The sequence below is a fragment of the Rhodospirillales bacterium genome, from assembly GCA_016872535.1.
GTDB lineage: Bacteria > Pseudomonadota > Alphaproteobacteria > Rhodospirillales > 2-12-FULL-67-15 > 2-12-FULL-67-15.
In genome coordinates, this window is the sequence record VGZQ01000079.1 from 1 (window position 1) to 14,454 (window position 14,454).

The 14,454-nt window shown below is 62.4% G+C and carries 15 protein-coding genes and 1 tRNA gene; 7 read left to right on the forward strand and 9 right to left on the reverse strand.

From position 1 onward, the window contains the following. The 6 genes from FJ311_13480 to FJ311_13505 form a co-directional block, all read right to left on the reverse strand. Nucleotides 1-500, reverse strand: a 500-nt coding sequence (locus FJ311_13480; protein ID MBM3952448.1) for a sulfate transporter, incomplete at its 3' end; no start/stop codon positions are given. 104 nt (nucleotides 501-604) lie between these two features. Next, nucleotides 605-973, reverse strand: coding sequence for a LysR family transcriptional regulator (locus FJ311_13485; GenBank protein MBM3952449.1), 369 nt, complete (start codon nucleotides 971-973; stop codon nucleotides 605-607). 15 nt (nucleotides 974-988) lie between these two features. Beyond that, nucleotides 989-2,215 (reverse strand): CoA transferase, encoded by a 1,227-nt coding sequence (locus tag FJ311_13490; protein ID MBM3952450.1) that lies wholly within the window; start codon nucleotides 2,213-2,215, stop codon nucleotides 989-991. Further along, the gene (locus FJ311_13495) at nucleotides 2,215-4,452 is read right to left on the reverse strand and encodes a hypothetical protein (GenBank protein MBM3952451.1); all 2,238 of its coding nucleotides are present in this window, start codon (nucleotides 4,450-4,452) and stop codon (nucleotides 2,215-2,217) included. Before FJ311_13495 ends, FJ311_13490 begins: the two co-directional genes overlap by 1 nt. 149 nt (nucleotides 4,453-4,601) lie before the next feature. Next, nucleotides 4,602-4,859, reverse strand: a complete 258-nt coding sequence (locus FJ311_13500) for a hypothetical protein (GenBank protein ID MBM3952452.1) — start codon at nucleotides 4,857-4,859, stop codon at nucleotides 4,602-4,604. Next, nucleotides 4,825-5,133, reverse strand: coding sequence for a BrnT family toxin (locus FJ311_13505; protein ID MBM3952453.1), 309 nt, complete (start codon nucleotides 5,131-5,133; stop codon nucleotides 4,825-4,827). Before FJ311_13505 ends, FJ311_13500 begins: the two co-directional genes overlap by 35 nt. Nucleotides 5,134-5,446: 313 nt before the next feature. Between FJ311_13505 and FJ311_13510 the strand changes: the two genes are divergently transcribed. Then, a complete protein-coding gene (locus tag FJ311_13510; GenBank protein ID MBM3952454.1) occupies nucleotides 5,447-6,127 on the forward strand; it encodes an AhpC/TSA family protein in 681 nt (226 codons plus the stop codon). Here FJ311_13510 and FJ311_13515 read toward each other — a convergent pair. Next, nucleotides 6,111-6,989 carry a LysR family transcriptional regulator gene (locus FJ311_13515; protein MBM3952455.1) on the reverse strand — a complete coding sequence of 293 codons (879 nt, stop codon included), beginning with the start codon at nucleotides 6,987-6,989 and terminating at the stop codon, nucleotides 6,111-6,113. The two genes, FJ311_13510 and FJ311_13515, sit on opposite strands and share 17 nt — an antisense overlap. Nucleotides 6,990-7,125: 136 nt before the next feature. Between FJ311_13515 and FJ311_13520 the strand changes: the two genes are divergently transcribed. The 6 genes from FJ311_13520 to FJ311_13545 all read left to right on the forward strand — a co-directional run bounded on the left by FJ311_13520 (nucleotide 7,126) and on the right by FJ311_13545 (nucleotide 12,916). Next, on the forward strand, nucleotides 7,126-8,685 hold the full coding sequence (locus FJ311_13520) for a HAMP domain-containing histidine kinase (GenBank protein MBM3952456.1): 1,560 nt from the start codon (nucleotides 7,126-7,128) through the stop codon (nucleotides 8,683-8,685). Between the two features lie 130 nt (nucleotides 8,686-8,815). Beyond that, nucleotides 8,816-9,088 (forward strand): DUF2282 domain-containing protein, encoded by a 273-nt coding sequence (locus FJ311_13525; protein MBM3952457.1) that lies wholly within the window; start codon nucleotides 8,816-8,818, stop codon nucleotides 9,086-9,088. A gap of 37 nt (nucleotides 9,089-9,125) precedes the next feature. Continuing rightward, nucleotides 9,126-9,998, forward strand: coding sequence for a DUF692 domain-containing protein (locus FJ311_13530; protein MBM3952458.1), 873 nt, complete (start codon nucleotides 9,126-9,128; stop codon nucleotides 9,996-9,998). After that, on the forward strand, nucleotides 9,970-10,767 hold the full coding sequence (locus tag FJ311_13535; GenBank protein MBM3952459.1) for a DUF2063 domain-containing protein: 798 nt from the start codon (nucleotides 9,970-9,972) through the stop codon (nucleotides 10,765-10,767). The genes FJ311_13530 and FJ311_13535 overlap by 29 nt, the downstream gene beginning before the upstream one ends. After that, complete coding sequence (locus FJ311_13540) at nucleotides 10,764-11,252, forward strand: DoxX family protein (GenBank protein MBM3952460.1); 489 nt, start codon at nucleotides 10,764-10,766, stop codon at nucleotides 11,250-11,252. The genes FJ311_13535 and FJ311_13540 overlap by 4 nt, the downstream gene beginning before the upstream one ends. Then, nucleotides 11,249-12,916 carry a HAMP domain-containing protein gene (locus tag FJ311_13545; protein MBM3952461.1) on the forward strand — a complete coding sequence of 556 codons (1,668 nt, stop codon included), beginning with the start codon at nucleotides 11,249-11,251 and terminating at the stop codon, nucleotides 12,914-12,916. Before FJ311_13540 ends, FJ311_13545 begins: the two co-directional genes overlap by 4 nt. Before the next feature lie 141 nt (nucleotides 12,917-13,057). Here FJ311_13545 and FJ311_13550 read toward each other — a convergent pair whose 3' ends face one another. Further along, on the reverse strand, nucleotides 13,058-14,047 hold the full coding sequence (locus FJ311_13550; protein ID MBM3952462.1) for a c-type cytochrome: 990 nt from the start codon (nucleotides 14,045-14,047) through the stop codon (nucleotides 13,058-13,060). A 259-nt stretch (nucleotides 14,048-14,306) separates the two neighbouring features. Continuing rightward, nucleotides 14,307-14,380 (reverse strand) — tRNA-Gly (locus FJ311_13555). Nucleotides 14,381-14,454 lie beyond the last annotated feature (74 nt).

The following is a 14,454-nucleotide window of genomic DNA, read 5'->3' on the forward strand; positions in this document are numbered from 1 at the left end:
GCGCCCTTCGGATCGACCTTGGCCTGGTGCCAGATTTCCAGTTCCGCCTGATGGGTGCCGCTGTTGTCGCCGCGCGAGGCGAACGGCGCCTTGGCCTCGGCGATCTTCTTGAAGGCGGCAGCCGCGTCCTTGCCGCCCGCGATCTTGGCCGGATCGGCCTTGGGCCCGATCACCACGTAATCGTTGTACATGACGTCGAAGCGCTCGATTCCGAAGCCGTCACGCACGAATTTTTCCTCGGACGGACGGTGGTGGACGAACAGCACGTCGGCGTCGCCGCGCTCGGCCAAGCGGATCGCCTGGCCGGTGCCGACCGCGACCACCCGCACGGCGATGCCGGTCTTCTTGGTGAACAGCGGCAGGATATGGCCGAACAGGCCGGAATTCTCGGTCGAGGTGGTGCTGGCGACCGTGATGAAACGCTCCGCGGCTGAAGCGACGGACGGAACGAGCAACGCGAAAGCGGCCGCGAGAACGGCGCGACGAATGTGAAGGATCATGACGCGACCCCCAATGAGGTCGCATCAGTTAAGCATGGCCGGCGGACGATGCCGATAAGGCCGCGCGTGCATATCGGGGCGATATGTTCGGCCCAGCCGATCGATTATTCTTCCTCGCGCAGCAGCGCGCGGAACACCGCGAGGTCGGTCGCGATCGCGCCTTCGGCGGCCGATTCCATCCGCCGATAGAGCGTCAAAACCTCGCGTCCGGTGTCGGTGAGGCGCGCGCCGCCGCCCTTGGCGCCGCCCTTGACCAGATCGACCAGCGGCACGCGGAAAGCGCCGTTCAAGGATTTTACCAGGTCCCACGAACGCCGGTAGCTGATCCGCAGGCGCCGCGACGCGGCCGAGACCGAGCCGGTCTCCGCGATCGCTTCGAGCAGATCGGCCTTGCCGGGCCCGATGGCGCTGACGGAGGCGATGCGTACCCGGATGAAGGAATCTGGCCGATGGGCCTTGGTAAAACCGCTCATCGCGCGACCTTCCGATCACACCGTCTTGGCGGCGCGGAGCCGCGCGAGCGCGGCCGCATCCAGGCCGAGCAGTTCGGCCAGCACTTCTTCCGTGTGCTGGCCGAGGCGCGGTGGCGGGCGGCGGTAATCGACCGGCGTTTCCGAAAACTTGATCGGATTGCCGATCAGGGCGACTTCGCCGCCTTGGGCGTCGGGGTTGGGCACGGAAATCTTCATGCCGCGATGGCGCACCTGAGGATCGGCGAACACTTGCGCCAGATCGTTGACCGGCCCCGCCGGCACCCCGAGCGCGGTCAATCCCTTGACCCAGTGGTCGGTGGTTCGGGTGCGGGTGACGGCCTCGATTTGCGGCATCAGTTCGTCGCGGTTTTTGACCCGGAGGCTGTTGGTGCGGAAACGCTCGTGGTCGGCGAGAGCGGCGCACCCGGCGAATTCGCAGAACTTGCGGAATTGCGAATCGTTGCCGACCGCGAGCGTGAACCAGCCGTCCTGGGTTTGCAACAACTGATAGGGCACGATGTTCCAGTGCGCGTTGCCGATGCGCTTCGGCACCTTGCCGGTCAGGAAGTGATCGACGCCGACGTTGACCAGCCAGGCGACGGTGGTGTCGAGCAGCGCGAGATCGATGTGCTGGCCCTTGCCGGTCGCGTCGCGGTGGCGGAGCGCGGCGAGAATTGCGATCGCCGTATAAAGGCCGCAGACGATGTCGGAAATGCCGACGCCCGATTTCATCGGCGGCCCGTCCGGTTCGCCGGTGATGCTCATGATGCCGCCTTGGCCTTGGGCGAGGAAATCGTAGCCGGCCTGGGAAGCGTAAGGCCCGGTCTGGCCGAAGCCGGAGATCGAGCCGTAGACGAGCTCGGGAAATTCGCCCTTGAGCGATTCGTAATCGAGGCCGTACTTGGCGAGCCCGCCCGGCTTGAAGTTCTGCACCAGCACGTCGCAATGCTCGAGCAGGCGGCGGACGAGCTGCTGGCCCTCGGGCGCGGCGATATCGACCGTGACCGAGCGTTTGTTGCGGTTGGAAGCGAGGAAATAGCCGCTTTCCGCGCTGTCGTTGCCGTCCTTGTTCTTGAGGTAGGGCGGGCCCCATTTGCGGGTGTCGTCGCCCTCACCGGGGCGTTCGATCTTGATCACGTCGGCGCCAAGATCGCCGAGCAGCTGCGTGCAGGTGGGACCGGCGAGAATGCGGGTGAGGTCGAGCACGCGCACGCCGGAAAGGGGGCCTGAAGACGAGGTCATCATATCACCGGATTGGCCGTATTCGGCGATAGCAAGTTGGCGATGTTGAGTAAGAGCGGCCCTAACTTCTGATGATCTACTCGCCCCATGGCAACTTCAATTTGGGAAGACCAATGTCCCTCACGATAAAGCGTCGCCGCTCGCTCCCGTATTTCTCTCGCCGCTCGATATCGAATCTCTTGATTGGGCGCTTTATCCTTAGCTAACCGACTCTCAATCTTGGCCAATAACATCCGCTCGTTCTGGTCGTTATTCTCAACAAGAGCTAGCGTAGCCAGTCCATACATTGAACGCTCTAAAATGGCCCAACCTGTCTGATGGCCCCCCGCTTCAAAAGCCCATGACAGGAGGAGGTCACGCACTTTCGCAGAAACATCCTCGCAGTCACGATGATGAGCGTCCATCGCAACTTCAAACAACGTTTCCGTCATTTGGAAGTTTTCAACAAAAGTCACTGTTTCTTGGGTATTTGGCACGAACGATAATACGGAGATAAGCCAAAGCGCATGATTTCGAAGTTCGTCCCGTGTATGCTCGTCGCATGCCGGGGCATTTGAGACTGCCAAAAGGATTCTCGTCACTTGTGATATCCAATTCATCATGTCAAATACGAAGTGAGACTGCTTCTCTATTGCCAATAGAAAAATTTCTTTTTCGGCACGATGTAAATCCTCTGCCCACTGTTCGATGTTTCGAATAACCGTCCGAGCCGTTTTATTATCTGCTTTGGCTTCTAACAGCGTATTAGCAAGCCCTACAAGTCGAACTTGTAGTGCTTGAGCGTTTGTTCCCGAATAATAGGGGCCGAGATAAGTGCTGTGGATACTCATCAGCGGGGTATCGGGTAACGTAAGAAACATTCGCGTGACAAATAGAGCGTTATCTTTAAGTCTCTTGGCAGCAAACCGAATTTCATAATCAGTGACTCGAATAAGATTGAAAGTTAGCTGAGCAATTTGCTCCATTCCGATTTGCGTGACCGGTCGATAGTCTTCCTTCGCGATTCCGGCACATGAAATTATCGCAATTTTTTCGACGAGTGTGACAATATCCTCCGGTTTCGCGCGAACGAGAAAAAGCTGCGCTGTCCTCCCCATAAGACGAACACCGTTCATAAGTACGTCCGGCATGTTATGTGGAACAACCGATTGTACCGCGCTTGAAAGATATCCAGCGGCAAGATGCGCATGGGTTTTTGAGGCGTATTCGTTCGAATAATCTATATCTAGATAGATTCCCGTGAGTGCTGCCAACGCCTCAAAAGTGTTCTCAATTTGCTGCTCGTCGCCGCGAGTAATGCCGATCCGAACATTCTGCCGAAGATGCTCCAAGCTTTCGTTGATAAATCCATCTGTAACGAATGGATTATCAAGCAAGATATTATTTGCAAAAAAAGTTTTTCCTTTGGCCTGAATATAAATAGCATTGATATCAACGACAGCCCTTAGCGCTCCTTTTGATACCTCATGATCACCCGTTTCCGCTGTATGTCGAGATATCGAGACTGAATGAGTGATTGCTTGCTGCATTCCGGAGGTCCAATACGGGTTAAATTGGAAAAAAGTGAGCCGCTTATAATCATGCGTGTCTTGAATGATATTATCTGTTCTTGAATCTTGTATAAAAGGGATCGCGCGCTGTATCCGACGCTCCCACCATTTCATCTGCTTACGTGCATTTTCAACAACGATGTTAAGCTGCTTCAAAGGATTAATTAACGATAGGGTGCGTCGATACGCATACAGAAATATAAATAAGATTAGAACTATTCCCCAAATTCCCGCCAATATAACAATCGCCAGCCATGATTTTTCCGAGAAGAGGGAGAGGCTAGCAATGCCAACGGCCAATAAAAAAGTCGATATAAAAGCAAGGAATAATTTAGGGTCAGAACCTAGCTTTTGAAATAGTCTATGAGGTAAGCGCTCCACGTTTACTTGAATAGCAAAAATGATGAGTGAAAATACGATCGCGGATGCTGCCGTTAATGCTCCACCAAGTGTGCCAAAAAGTTCTCGTAACCTTTGAAGTTCCTCACCCGAAGAAAAATGCGGCTCAAGTGTTATTTGAAGTTCCGGACTGAAGTAAGTGCTTACTGCTATGAGAACAGAAATCAGAGTGAATAATATGTGCCAGCCATGTTGTGCCCACAATATGGAGAGCCGATACTCGATGCTGTAAATTAAATTCCATAGCAATGCATAGCTACGGCGAGCTAGAAAATTGGTCTTTTCCATCGTGCTGTGCGCACGACTCAGTATGGCATCACGATGTTTTAATAAAAAAATTTTATTTGTTTCACAATCGATCTCAATGCCGAATGTTTAATCCTGCCACCAATCAGTAACCATCCAGACAATTTTATAAAAAAGGAAATTAAAGCCCACTACCGTCCATGCGGCTCAAGCGCCCGTTCCAGGACATCCCGAATGAAACGCTGATAGGGAATGCCCCGCCGCGCGGCGGCCTTCTTCACCGCCTTGAGCAACGGCGCCGGCACCCGCATGTTGATGCGCTCGCCCTTGGGCTCGAATTCGAATCGGACGCGCTTTCCGCGCGAAAGATCGTATTCGGACAGGTCGGCCTTGGCGACGAATTCCTCCGCCGCCTTATCGCTTCCGAGCCTCGGCAATTTCTTTTTCATAGTGGATCACCTCGCGCCTGTGCATATAGCGGGCGCTGATCGGGCGGATCAACAGCCTTCCGCCACGCGAACGAAAGGCGAAGACCACGAACACGTGCCGCCCGGCGCGCGTCTTGCCGATCGCCTTCAGCCTTTCTTCGTCGCGGGAGCGGCCCGGAGCCGGAAAAACCGTGATCTCGCCCGCGAACAATTCCTCGATCTCGCGGACCGAGAGCCCGTGCTTTCGGCACTTGTCCCGGTTTCCTCCGTCCCAATCGAACCCCCCGACGTTCATGGTTCATGCGCCGCCGATCTTGCCGAATGTACATACAAATGTCAACATGGCGAAACGACGGGTGTCGGAACGGGCCAAAAAATCGAGCCGTCGCGTCGAGCCCCCGTCGTAAGGGGCGCGAATCCCAGGGCGTAAAGCCTCCCGCAACGGGATGCCCGCTTCGCCGGGACAAGGCGGCGACCACGCCGTTCGTCATGCCATTCGTCCGGCGCGCCATGCGCGTCAACTATCGTACTCATACCGTCATTCTATTTCCCGCATTCCTCGATTTCGCCAATGGTGAGGGCCAAGAGAATTCCGAACCGGTCGGGCCATGATGTCTCTCGAAGCCGAATTGGCGAAAATCCGAACCAGCATCGCACAAACGGCGCCCGGGTTGTGGGCGGAGAACGCCCGCCAGATCGGGGCCCTGATTGCCGCGAACGCGGCTTCGGGCGCGCTCGGGGTCGGCGAGGTCGCCCCCGAATTCAGCCTGCCGGCGACGACGGGCCAAGTCGTCTCGTCCGACGTGTTGCTCGCCCGAGGCCCCGCGGTCGTCGTGTTCTTCCGCGGCGGCTGGTGTCCGTTCTGCGTCGCCGCCATGGTCGCGTTCGACCGCGTCCGATCCAGGCTCGAACACCTCGGCGCCGCGCTGGTCGGAATCGCGCCCGGGTCCGAGGACCAGGCGGCCGAAACCGCCCGCCGTCTCCGTCTCGGGTTCCCATTGCTCGCCGATCGCGAATTGCGCGCCGCGCGCCTTTTCGGCCTTGCCCATGACCTATTGCCCGATTTGGCCGAGGCGCTCGAACGGGCGGGCGTCGATCGTTCCTGCCTGGTCGGAGCCTGGGGAACAAAACTTCCCATCCCCGCGACGTACGTGATACGCCGCGACGGTGCCGTCGCCTGGGCCTTCGTCGATCCCGACTTTACCCGCCGGGCCGAACCCGAGTACGTGGCGGCGGCGGTCGAGCGATTGACTGCCGAGGACGTGTCGACGGTCAGCGTGGCCAGGTGAACGCCAATGCCTCGCGCACGAACGCGCCGACAGCGGGAGCGTGCGGCCGCCCGCGCACGGTGACGAGGTTGACCACGCGAACCACCTCCGGCTCGACCAACTGGCGCCCGATCACGCCGCTTCCGGCCACCGCGAATTCCGGGGTGATGCCGATGCCGAGTCCGGTCTTGACCATGGCGAGGATCCAATCGTCGCGCTCGCTGCGATACGGACGGCGGATCTTGACGCCGCTTTCGTCGATCAGCGCCCGCAGATGTTCGGCGTACTCGCAATTGGCGCGGCTGAGGTAGGATTCGTCGGCGAGGTCGCCGAAACGCACCGCGTTCAACGCTTCGAAGCGGTGCCCCTTGGCGCACGTGACCATGAACCGCTCGCTGAAAAGCGGCATGGCGTGGAAACGCTCGTCGATTCCCCCGGGCAGGGCATAGATGGCGACGTCGAGTTCGCCGCCCGCCAGCATGTCTTGCAGCGCTTGGGCCTTGGCGTCGCGCAGGTGAATATCGACGCCGGGGTGCCGTTCGCGGAAGTCGCGCATGAAATCGATCAGGCCGACGGGGCCGAGCGTGCACATGATCCCGATCGCGAGCGGCGCCTCGCGCAGTTTCACATAGGCCTGGGCCCGCGATTTGGCGGCCCGGCTTTGTTCCAGCATCTGCTCGAAATAGGGCCTGAGGGTGCGGCCGAGTTCGGTCAGATGGGTGTTGTTGCGTTCGCGCCGAAACAGGTCCCCGCCGAGTTCGTCCTCGAGCGCCTTGATCGCGCGGGTCAGGGAAGGCTGCGAAACGTTGCAGCGATCCGCCGCCCGGGTAAAGTTCAGGGTTTCCGCCAGGGCCAGAAAATAGCGGACTTGGTGCATTTCCACGGCGCCGGCCCCCATACCTTTAAAGCATCGAATTATTAGATACCGGGCATTTCACCCGTGCAATCCCCCCTTGCATGATCAACGGGCCGGATCGCGGCACGTCGCCTTTCCGGCGAGACATAAAGGGGAAGCGCCGATGACCATGTCCATGACCCAACCGATGGGCGAGGCCAGCGCTTCCACCGCCGGCGGCGGGGTTGTCCTTGTCATGGCCGGCGCGGCCCGATGGCTGCGGAGCGGATTGGCTTGTCGGCTGTGCCGGCGCGTAACCGCTGCGACGTTCGTCGCGATTTTCGTCATCGAAGCCGTCATCCTTGTCCCTTCGTACTTCAGGCGCGAGGGCGAACTGCTCACCCGGTTGGAGGAAACGAGCCTGGCAGCGGCCCGGACGGCGATGCGGTTGACGCCCCGGAAGGACCTGGCGGCGGATATCGCCGCCTCGCTCGGCGTCAGCGCCGGGAGCACGCCGCTCCTGGGCGTTACGCTCTATTACCCCGATGGGCGCTTCGTCGACAGCTTCGGCGAGGTGCCGACGCTCACCCCGCCGATCGGCCCCGACTGGAACGGCATGGCGATGGCGCGGACGGGCGGCAGCTACGAGGTGGCCTGGACCGCCGCGACGCTCGAATCGCCTTTCACCATGGTGGCGAGGCTCGATGCCAGCATGGTCGACCGCGAACTCCGCGCTTTCGTCGCGCGCATCGCGGGCCTGGTGGCGGTGATCGCCCTATTCGTGACCGCGGCCACCATGCTGATCCTGGCTTATGCCGTGCTTGGCCCGGTGTTGGCCCTGAGGAATCGCCTGATCGCGGCGGGCGCCGATCCGACACAACCCGAGAGCTACCTTCTCGGGGAGCGCGCCGACGAATTGGGCGACGTCAATCGCGCGTTCAACGCCATGATCCGCCGCATCGCCGCCAATATCGACGCCATCGAAAACCAACGGAAACAGCTGGCCAAGGCCCACGATGCCGTACTGCGGGCGAATCAGGCCAAATCGGATTTCCTCGCCGGCATGAGTCACGAGTTGCGCACGCCATTGAACGCGATTATCGGTTTTTCCGAATTGATGCGGAGTCAAATGTTCGGTCCGCTCGGGAATCCCCGTTACATCGAGCACGCCGGCATCATTCACGACAGCGGCAACCATCTGCTCGAACTCATCAACGGCATTCTCGATTTTTCCAAGGCCGAAGCGGGTCGGGTGGAACTGCACGTCGAGGAAACCGTTTTCGCCGACTTGGCCGAGGCCAGCGTTCGCATGGTCGGCGAGCGCGCCGCCAAGGCCGGAGTGGCGTTGGAGTTGCAGCTACCCGAGCCCCCGGTAGCGATCGCGGTCGACGGCCTTCGCCTGAAGCAGGTTTTGCTTAACCTGCTGACCAACGCCATCAAATTCACGCCCAGCGGCGGGCGAGTCACCCTTGCCGCCGGGTTAGTTCCCCACGGTTTCCAGATCTCGGTCGCCGACACCGGTATCGGCATCGCGCCGGAAGATCTCGAACGCGTGATGGAGCCGTTCGGCCAGGCCCGCGATTCACGCGTGCGCGATCAGGAGGGCACCGGTCTCGGGTTGCCGCTCGCCAAACATCTGATCGAACTGCACGGCGGTTTGTTGACCCTGGCCAGCGAATACGGACGCGGCACCACCGTAACGGCGACCTTGCCGGCGGCGTGCGCGCGCCCGCTTCGCCCATAGCGGCACGTTATCGAAACAATGGGCTTTCGGTATTTCCGTTGATCCCCGATCCGAGGCACGTTTTGCCGCGGATCGGAGCGTCCGATCCCATGCACGCCATCCAACTCTTCACGACACAAAGGAGATTGTTATGAACAAATCCGCCTTCGCCATCGCTTCCGCCGTCGCGGTCGCTCTCGCTTCCGCGCAGACGTTCGCCCAGTCCGGCCCGGCGCCCGCGCCCACGGTCAAGTCCGAGAAATGCTACGGCATCGCCAAGGCCGGCCAGAACGATTGCCAGACCGCGACCTCGTCATGCGCCGGCACTTCCAAGAAGGACTTTCAGCCCGACGCGTGGAAGTACGTTCCGGCGGGCACCTGCGAAAAGATGTCCGGCGGCAGCCTCAAGCCGAAGAAAGCCTGATAACGACGGTCCGGCGACGGCAAGAAAGGGGCGAGCCGTGAGCGCTCAAATCGTTCCTGGCGGATTGGCGGCGCGGGCGGGCATCGGCCTGCGCGCGCCGCACGTCGCCGATGCGCTCGCCTCTCCGCCGCCGGTCGGCTGGTACGAGGTTCATATCGAGAACTATCTCGGCGGCGGGGTCCCCTTACGCCAACTCGAATCGGCCCGGCGCGACCGTCCGGTCGCGCTGCACGGGGTCGGTTCGTCGCTCGCCGGCGCCGAGCCGCCCGACCCCCGCCACCTGGCGCGCATCCGCGCTTTGGCGCGCGCCATCGAACCCGCGATCGTTTCCGAACATCTGGCTTGGTCCGTATCCAGCGGCGTCTATCTCAACGACCTGCTGCCGGTGCCCTATACCGAGGAAGCGCTCGAACTCTGCGCGCGCAATGTGTGGATATTCCAGGAGAATCTCGGCCGACCGATTTTGCTGGAAAACCCGTCGACCTATCTTCGCTACGTCGACTCCGCGATCCCCGAGGGCGAATTCCTGGCCGCGCTGGCGCGGCGCACCGGTTGCGGCATTCTGCTCGACGTCAACAACCTTTACGTCAGCTACCGCAACACCGGGGCCGAGCCCGAGGCGGTGCTGACGGCGCTCGCCGGGACGAACGTGGGCGAGATCCACGTGGCCGGCCACGCCGTCAACGACGCCGACGGTCATGCGGCCCTGATCGACGATCACGGGTCGGAAGTCGCCGCGGAAGTCTGGCAGCTCTATGCCCGCGCCGTGCGCCTGTTCCCCAACGCCGCGACCCTGGTCGAATGGGACACCAACCTGCCGTCGCTGACCGCGCTGGCGGCCGAGGCGCGGCGCGCCGATCGGCGCCGTTCCCTGGCGCTGAATGGGGAGGACCGCGATGCCCTCTCTTGAGGTCCTGCAAACCGAAATCCGCTCGGCGATCGTCAGCGGCCATTTGGCCCTGGCGGCGCGCGCGATCGACGGCGACGGGCTGGCGCCCGACCGCCGTCTCGCCATCCATCGCCATCATTTTCTCCACACCCTGGTCGAGGCGCTCGGCGTGACATATCCGGTGACCCGGCGCTTGCTCGGCGACGGCGCGTTCACCGCCGCCGCGGAAGGGTTCATTCAGATGTCGCCGCCGGACGGCCCCTGCCTGTTCGAGTACGGCCGGGAATTCGCCGCTTATCTTGCCGCCCATCCGACGATGGAAGCGCTGGCCTACCTCGGCGACGTCTGCCGCTTCGAGTGGGCCATCAACCGCGCCTATCACGCGCCGGACGGCGATGCGCCGCCGCCGCCGGACACTTCCGCCCGGCGCTCGGGCGAACTGATCGCCGCGGTCGCGCCGCACGTCGGGCTGGTCGAGTCGCCCTATCCGATTGCGGCCATCTGGACGGCGCATCAAGAGGACCCGGTGCCGGAAGTGGATCTCGACCAAGGTGGCTGCCGGCTGGCGGTGTTCCGTCGCCGCCTCGATGTCCTGTGGCGTCCGCTCGGTCCGGGCGAAGCGGCCCTGCTCGCCGCCCTTCGCGCCGAACGCCCGTTGGCTCTCGCGTTCGCCCGCGCCCTCGACGCCGAGCCGGGATTTGATCCGTCGTCCGCGCTCGCGGCCTTCGCCGGGGAAGGATTGGTTCTCGGATTCCACCTGTCGAAACCATTTGAGGAGCCCTCGCCATGACGCCCGCTTCAGCCGCCGCCTCCGCCGTCGCTCCGGCCGTCGAAGCCTTCGCCGCCGCCCGGGATTTCCTGTCGCGGCTGCCGCAGCCGGCTCTCGATCTCGCCTTCCGGATCGGGATCGCCTCGGTGTTCTTCAAGTCCGGCTTGGTCAAAATCGGCAACTGGACGGCCGCTGTCGCGTTGTTCCGGGACGAATACCGGGTGCCGATCCTTCCGCCCGAAGCCGCCGCGCTGCTCGCCACCGTCGCCGAACTGACGTGTCCGATGATGTTGATCCTCGGCCTGGGGGCCCGCCTGGGCGCCGCCGCGCTGCTGGCCATGACGGCGGTCATCCAGATCTTCGTCTATCCGGCGAATTGGAGCGAGCACCTGATTTGGGCGGCACCGCTCGCCCACCTTCTTACCCGCGGGCCGGGCCGGTGGTCGATCGACGAATTGATCGCCCGGCGCTGGCTCGACGGGTCGAGCGCGGTAGGCGTGCGATGAACAAATTTCGCGACCTGTCGATCAAGTCCAAGCTGCTGATCCTGCCGGTGATCACGTTTCTCGGCTTCGCCGCTATTTTCTCGGTGGTGCTCACGGCGAATCTCAGGACCGAAGCCCAGGTCGAGCGCAGCGCCGATTTGCGCGCCAAGAAGGATTTGACCGCCGATGCCTGGTTCGCGCTCAAACAGATCCGTTCGAGCCTGATCGACGTCTGGGCGATTCCCGATGCCGGCGCGCGGGCGGCGAGTCTCGACGTGGTGCGGTCCAACCTCATGTTCTTCACCGCGTCGGTCGGCTCGCTCGAGTTTCCGGACAAGGCGGCGGCGGACAAGTTCGCGGCCGACTACGAACAGGCGGTCGCGCGGCTGAATGCGCTGGTCGAAGACCTCAAGTCGGGCGCCGCGCCGGGATACGCGGCGATCAACGCCGCGCTCGACGAGGCCACCGCCGCGATCGAGGGCGCGCTGCAAACCGCGCACGTCGATTACTCGCAGAAGCTGGGCGATGCCATCGACGCCGTGAGCGAATCGAACCGGTTCGCGCTCTACGCCGCGGGCGGCGTGGCGCTTCTGGTCGGCGCCGTTTTTCTGCCCTTGATCTATCTGGTCGTGCGCGGCGTGGTCGAACCGGTGCGCGCCATCGAAGGAGCGATGAACAAGCTGGCCAATGCCGATTATTCCATCGCCATCCCTTATGCCGACGACAAAAACGAAATCGGCGCCATGGCGCGGGCGGTGCGCACCTTCAAGGATAACCTCGCGCTCAGCGAACAATGGACGGCCGAGCAGCAGCGCGAGCAGGAGGCGAAGCTCGCCCGCCAGGCGCGCATGGAGGCGGCAACCACCGCTTTCGAGGCGCACGCCCGCGCGTTGCTGGAGTCGGTCGGCAACGCGCTTCAGGCGCTGGATTCCGGCGCCGAAACGTTGCGCGCCAACGCCGCCAATACCAGCCGGGTGAGCCAAGCCGTCGCCGACGGCGCCGGCCGCGCCTCCGCCAACGTCCAGAACGTCAACAAGGCGGTGAGCGATTTGTCGCAATCGGTCGCCGATATTTCGAGCCGGATTCGCGCATCCACCGAAATTGCCAACGCCGCCGTCGTTCAAGCCGAGCGTTCCAACGAGATGGTCCAGAGCCTGTCCAGGACGGCAAACAGCATCGGCGAGGTCGTCAACCTGATCACCGGCATCGCCCGGCAGACCAACCTTCTCGCCCTCAACGCCACCATCGAATCCGCCCGCGCCGGGGCCGCCGGGAAAGGCTTCGCCGTGGTCGCGACCGAGGTCAAGAACCTGGCCGGACAGACCGCGCGCGCGACCGGCGAAATCGCGACGCAGATCGAAGGCGTGCAGGCCGAAACCCAGCGCGCGGTCGATGCCATCCGCGAAATCGTCGGCACCATCGGCGAGATCGCCAAGACCATCGGCGAGATCGCCCGTTCGGTCGAACGCCAGGGCGAAACCACTCGCCAAGTCAGCCAGGATATCGTCGAAGCCGCCGCCGGCACCGACGAAGCGTCGCGCAACATCTCCGGGGTATCGGAGGCCGCGCTCGAAACCGACGCGGTGGCCAATCGGGTCTTCGAATCGGTGTCCGAACTGGCCCGCCAAGCCGCCGGATTGGAAGGCGAGATCGAGAGCTTCCTCGGCAAAGTGCGCGCGGCGTAGGAACCCGCCCGCGCGCGCGAACGGACGGCCGGGGCGGTGCGGCTAACCCATCGGGAAAATTGGAGCGGGTGAAGGGAATCGAACCCTCGTCGTAAGCAACTTACCGCCTTTGACAACCATATCGCTCCGGCGCGCCGGGGCCTACTTCCGGCGGTCCAGGTCCTTGCCGTTCAATGCGCCGAGGAAGGCGACGATATCGGTAACCTCCTGGTCGGTCAGGTTCACGTCGAGCTGGATGCGCCCCATGACCCGAACCGCGTCCGGCAACGTCTCGCCGGAACCGTTGTGGAACCAGGGGCCGGTCAGCGCCACGTTGCGCAGCGACGGAACCTTGAAGACCTTTCGGTCTTCCGGCCGGCCGGTCACCGCGAAACGGCCTTCGTCCCCGCCGTAGGGGAAGGGATGGACCTTGCCCAGCTTTTCGAACAGTTCGCCGCCGAGCAGCGCGCCGTCGTGGCAGCGCACGCAGTTCACCTTGAGGAACGCGGCGAGACCGTCCTGTTCCTGGGCGTTGAGCGCCGTCTTGTCGCCCTTCAGGAAGTCGTCGAAACGCGATTCGCTGCGCAGCGTGCGCTCGAACGACGCGATCGCCTCGCCCAGATTGTCGTAGGTCAGCGCCGGGTTCGCGCCCGGAAACGCCCGGGCGAACGCCGCGCGGTATTCGGGGATCTTGGCGAGCTTCTCGACCACATACGCGGGGCTCGGCATCGCCATTTCGACAGGATTGAGGATCGGCTGCTTGGCCTGGTCCGCCAGGTCCTTGGCGCGGCCGTCCCAAAAGAGAGTCTTATGCCAACCCGCGTTCAGCACCGTGGGGCTGTTGCGCGTGCCGAGCTCCCCTTTCGCCCCGGGGGAAAACCGAAGCCCGTCCACGCCCGCCTGGCCTTCGCCGAGGCGATGGCAACTGGCGCAACTTTGCTGGTCGTTGATCGAAAGGCGGGTGTCGAAGAACAAGGCCTTGCCCAGCGCAATCCGTTCCGGCGTGTCGTTTTCCGCGCCCGGCATCGCGGCGGGCAGCGGTTCGAACTTGCGCAGCGCCGAGCGGATAAGACGGTCCGTGTCGGCCGCCGCCGGGCCGACGGCGAAGAGGGTCAGGCCCAAAATCCATGACAGTAAGACAAGAATACGCATCGGTTCGTTTCCCCGGATCCGACAGGTTATGGGGACGGCGCGCCTCGCCGCGAACGGTTTTCCCGCCCGGACGCCCCCTCGAACCGCACCGCATTGCGCGTGAAAATCTTCCGATAAAATACATCGGATCGCCCCCTTCGACAATCGGCGTCGCCCGCATGCGACTCGATCGCAAATCGAGCCTCGGCGAACAGATTGGAAGGGATGAAAAAGAGCGCGCCGGACGATCGCGGCGCGAAAAGCCGCCCTACGGGAAGACTGGAGCGGGTGAAGGGAATCGAACCCTCGTCGTAAGCTTGGGAAGCTTCTGCTCTGCCATTGAGCTACACCCGCGCGGGACGAAAAGGATACCCGGCGGAACGGTCAAAGCAAAGCCCCGTGGTCGCCGGGTATTCCGCTCACATTTT

Bases quoted from the DNA above. Each gene is read 5' to 3' on its own strand.
- FJ311_13485 (MBM3952449.1), bottom strand. From the start codon at position 973: ATGAGCGGTTTTACCAAGGCCCATCGGCCAGATTCCTTCATCCGGGTA.
- FJ311_13520 (MBM3952456.1), top strand. From the start codon at position 7,126: ATGACCATGTCCATGACCCAACCGATGGGCGAGGCCAGCGCTTCCACC.
- FJ311_13500 (MBM3952452.1), bottom strand. From the start codon at position 4,859: ATGAAAAAGAAATTGCCGAGGCTCGGAAGCGATAAGGCGGCGGAGGAA.
- FJ311_13490 (MBM3952450.1), bottom strand. From the start codon at position 2,215: ATGACCTCGTCTTCAGGCCCCCTTTCCGGCGTGCGCGTGCTCGACCTC.
- FJ311_13495 (MBM3952451.1), bottom strand. From the start codon at position 4,452: ATGGAAAAGACCAATTTTCTAGCTCGCCGTAGCTATGCATTGCTATGG.
- FJ311_13510 (MBM3952454.1), top strand. From the start codon at position 5,447: ATGATGTCTCTCGAAGCCGAATTGGCGAAAATCCGAACCAGCATCGCA.
- FJ311_13540 (MBM3952460.1), top strand. From the start codon at position 10,764: ATGACGCCCGCTTCAGCCGCCGCCTCCGCCGTCGCTCCGGCCGTCGAA.
- FJ311_13505 (MBM3952453.1), bottom strand. From the start codon at position 5,133: ATGAACGTCGGGGGGTTCGATTGGGACGGAGGAAACCGGGACAAGTGC.
- FJ311_13525 (MBM3952457.1), top strand. From the start codon at position 8,816: ATGAACAAATCCGCCTTCGCCATCGCTTCCGCCGTCGCGGTCGCTCTC.
- FJ311_13535 (MBM3952459.1), top strand. From the start codon at position 9,970: ATGGGGAGGACCGCGATGCCCTCTCTTGAGGTCCTGCAAACCGAAATC.
- FJ311_13550 (MBM3952462.1), bottom strand. From the start codon at position 14,047: ATGCGTATTCTTGTCTTACTGTCATGGATTTTGGGCCTGACCCTCTTC.
- FJ311_13545 (MBM3952461.1), top strand. From the start codon at position 11,249: ATGAACAAATTTCGCGACCTGTCGATCAAGTCCAAGCTGCTGATCCTG.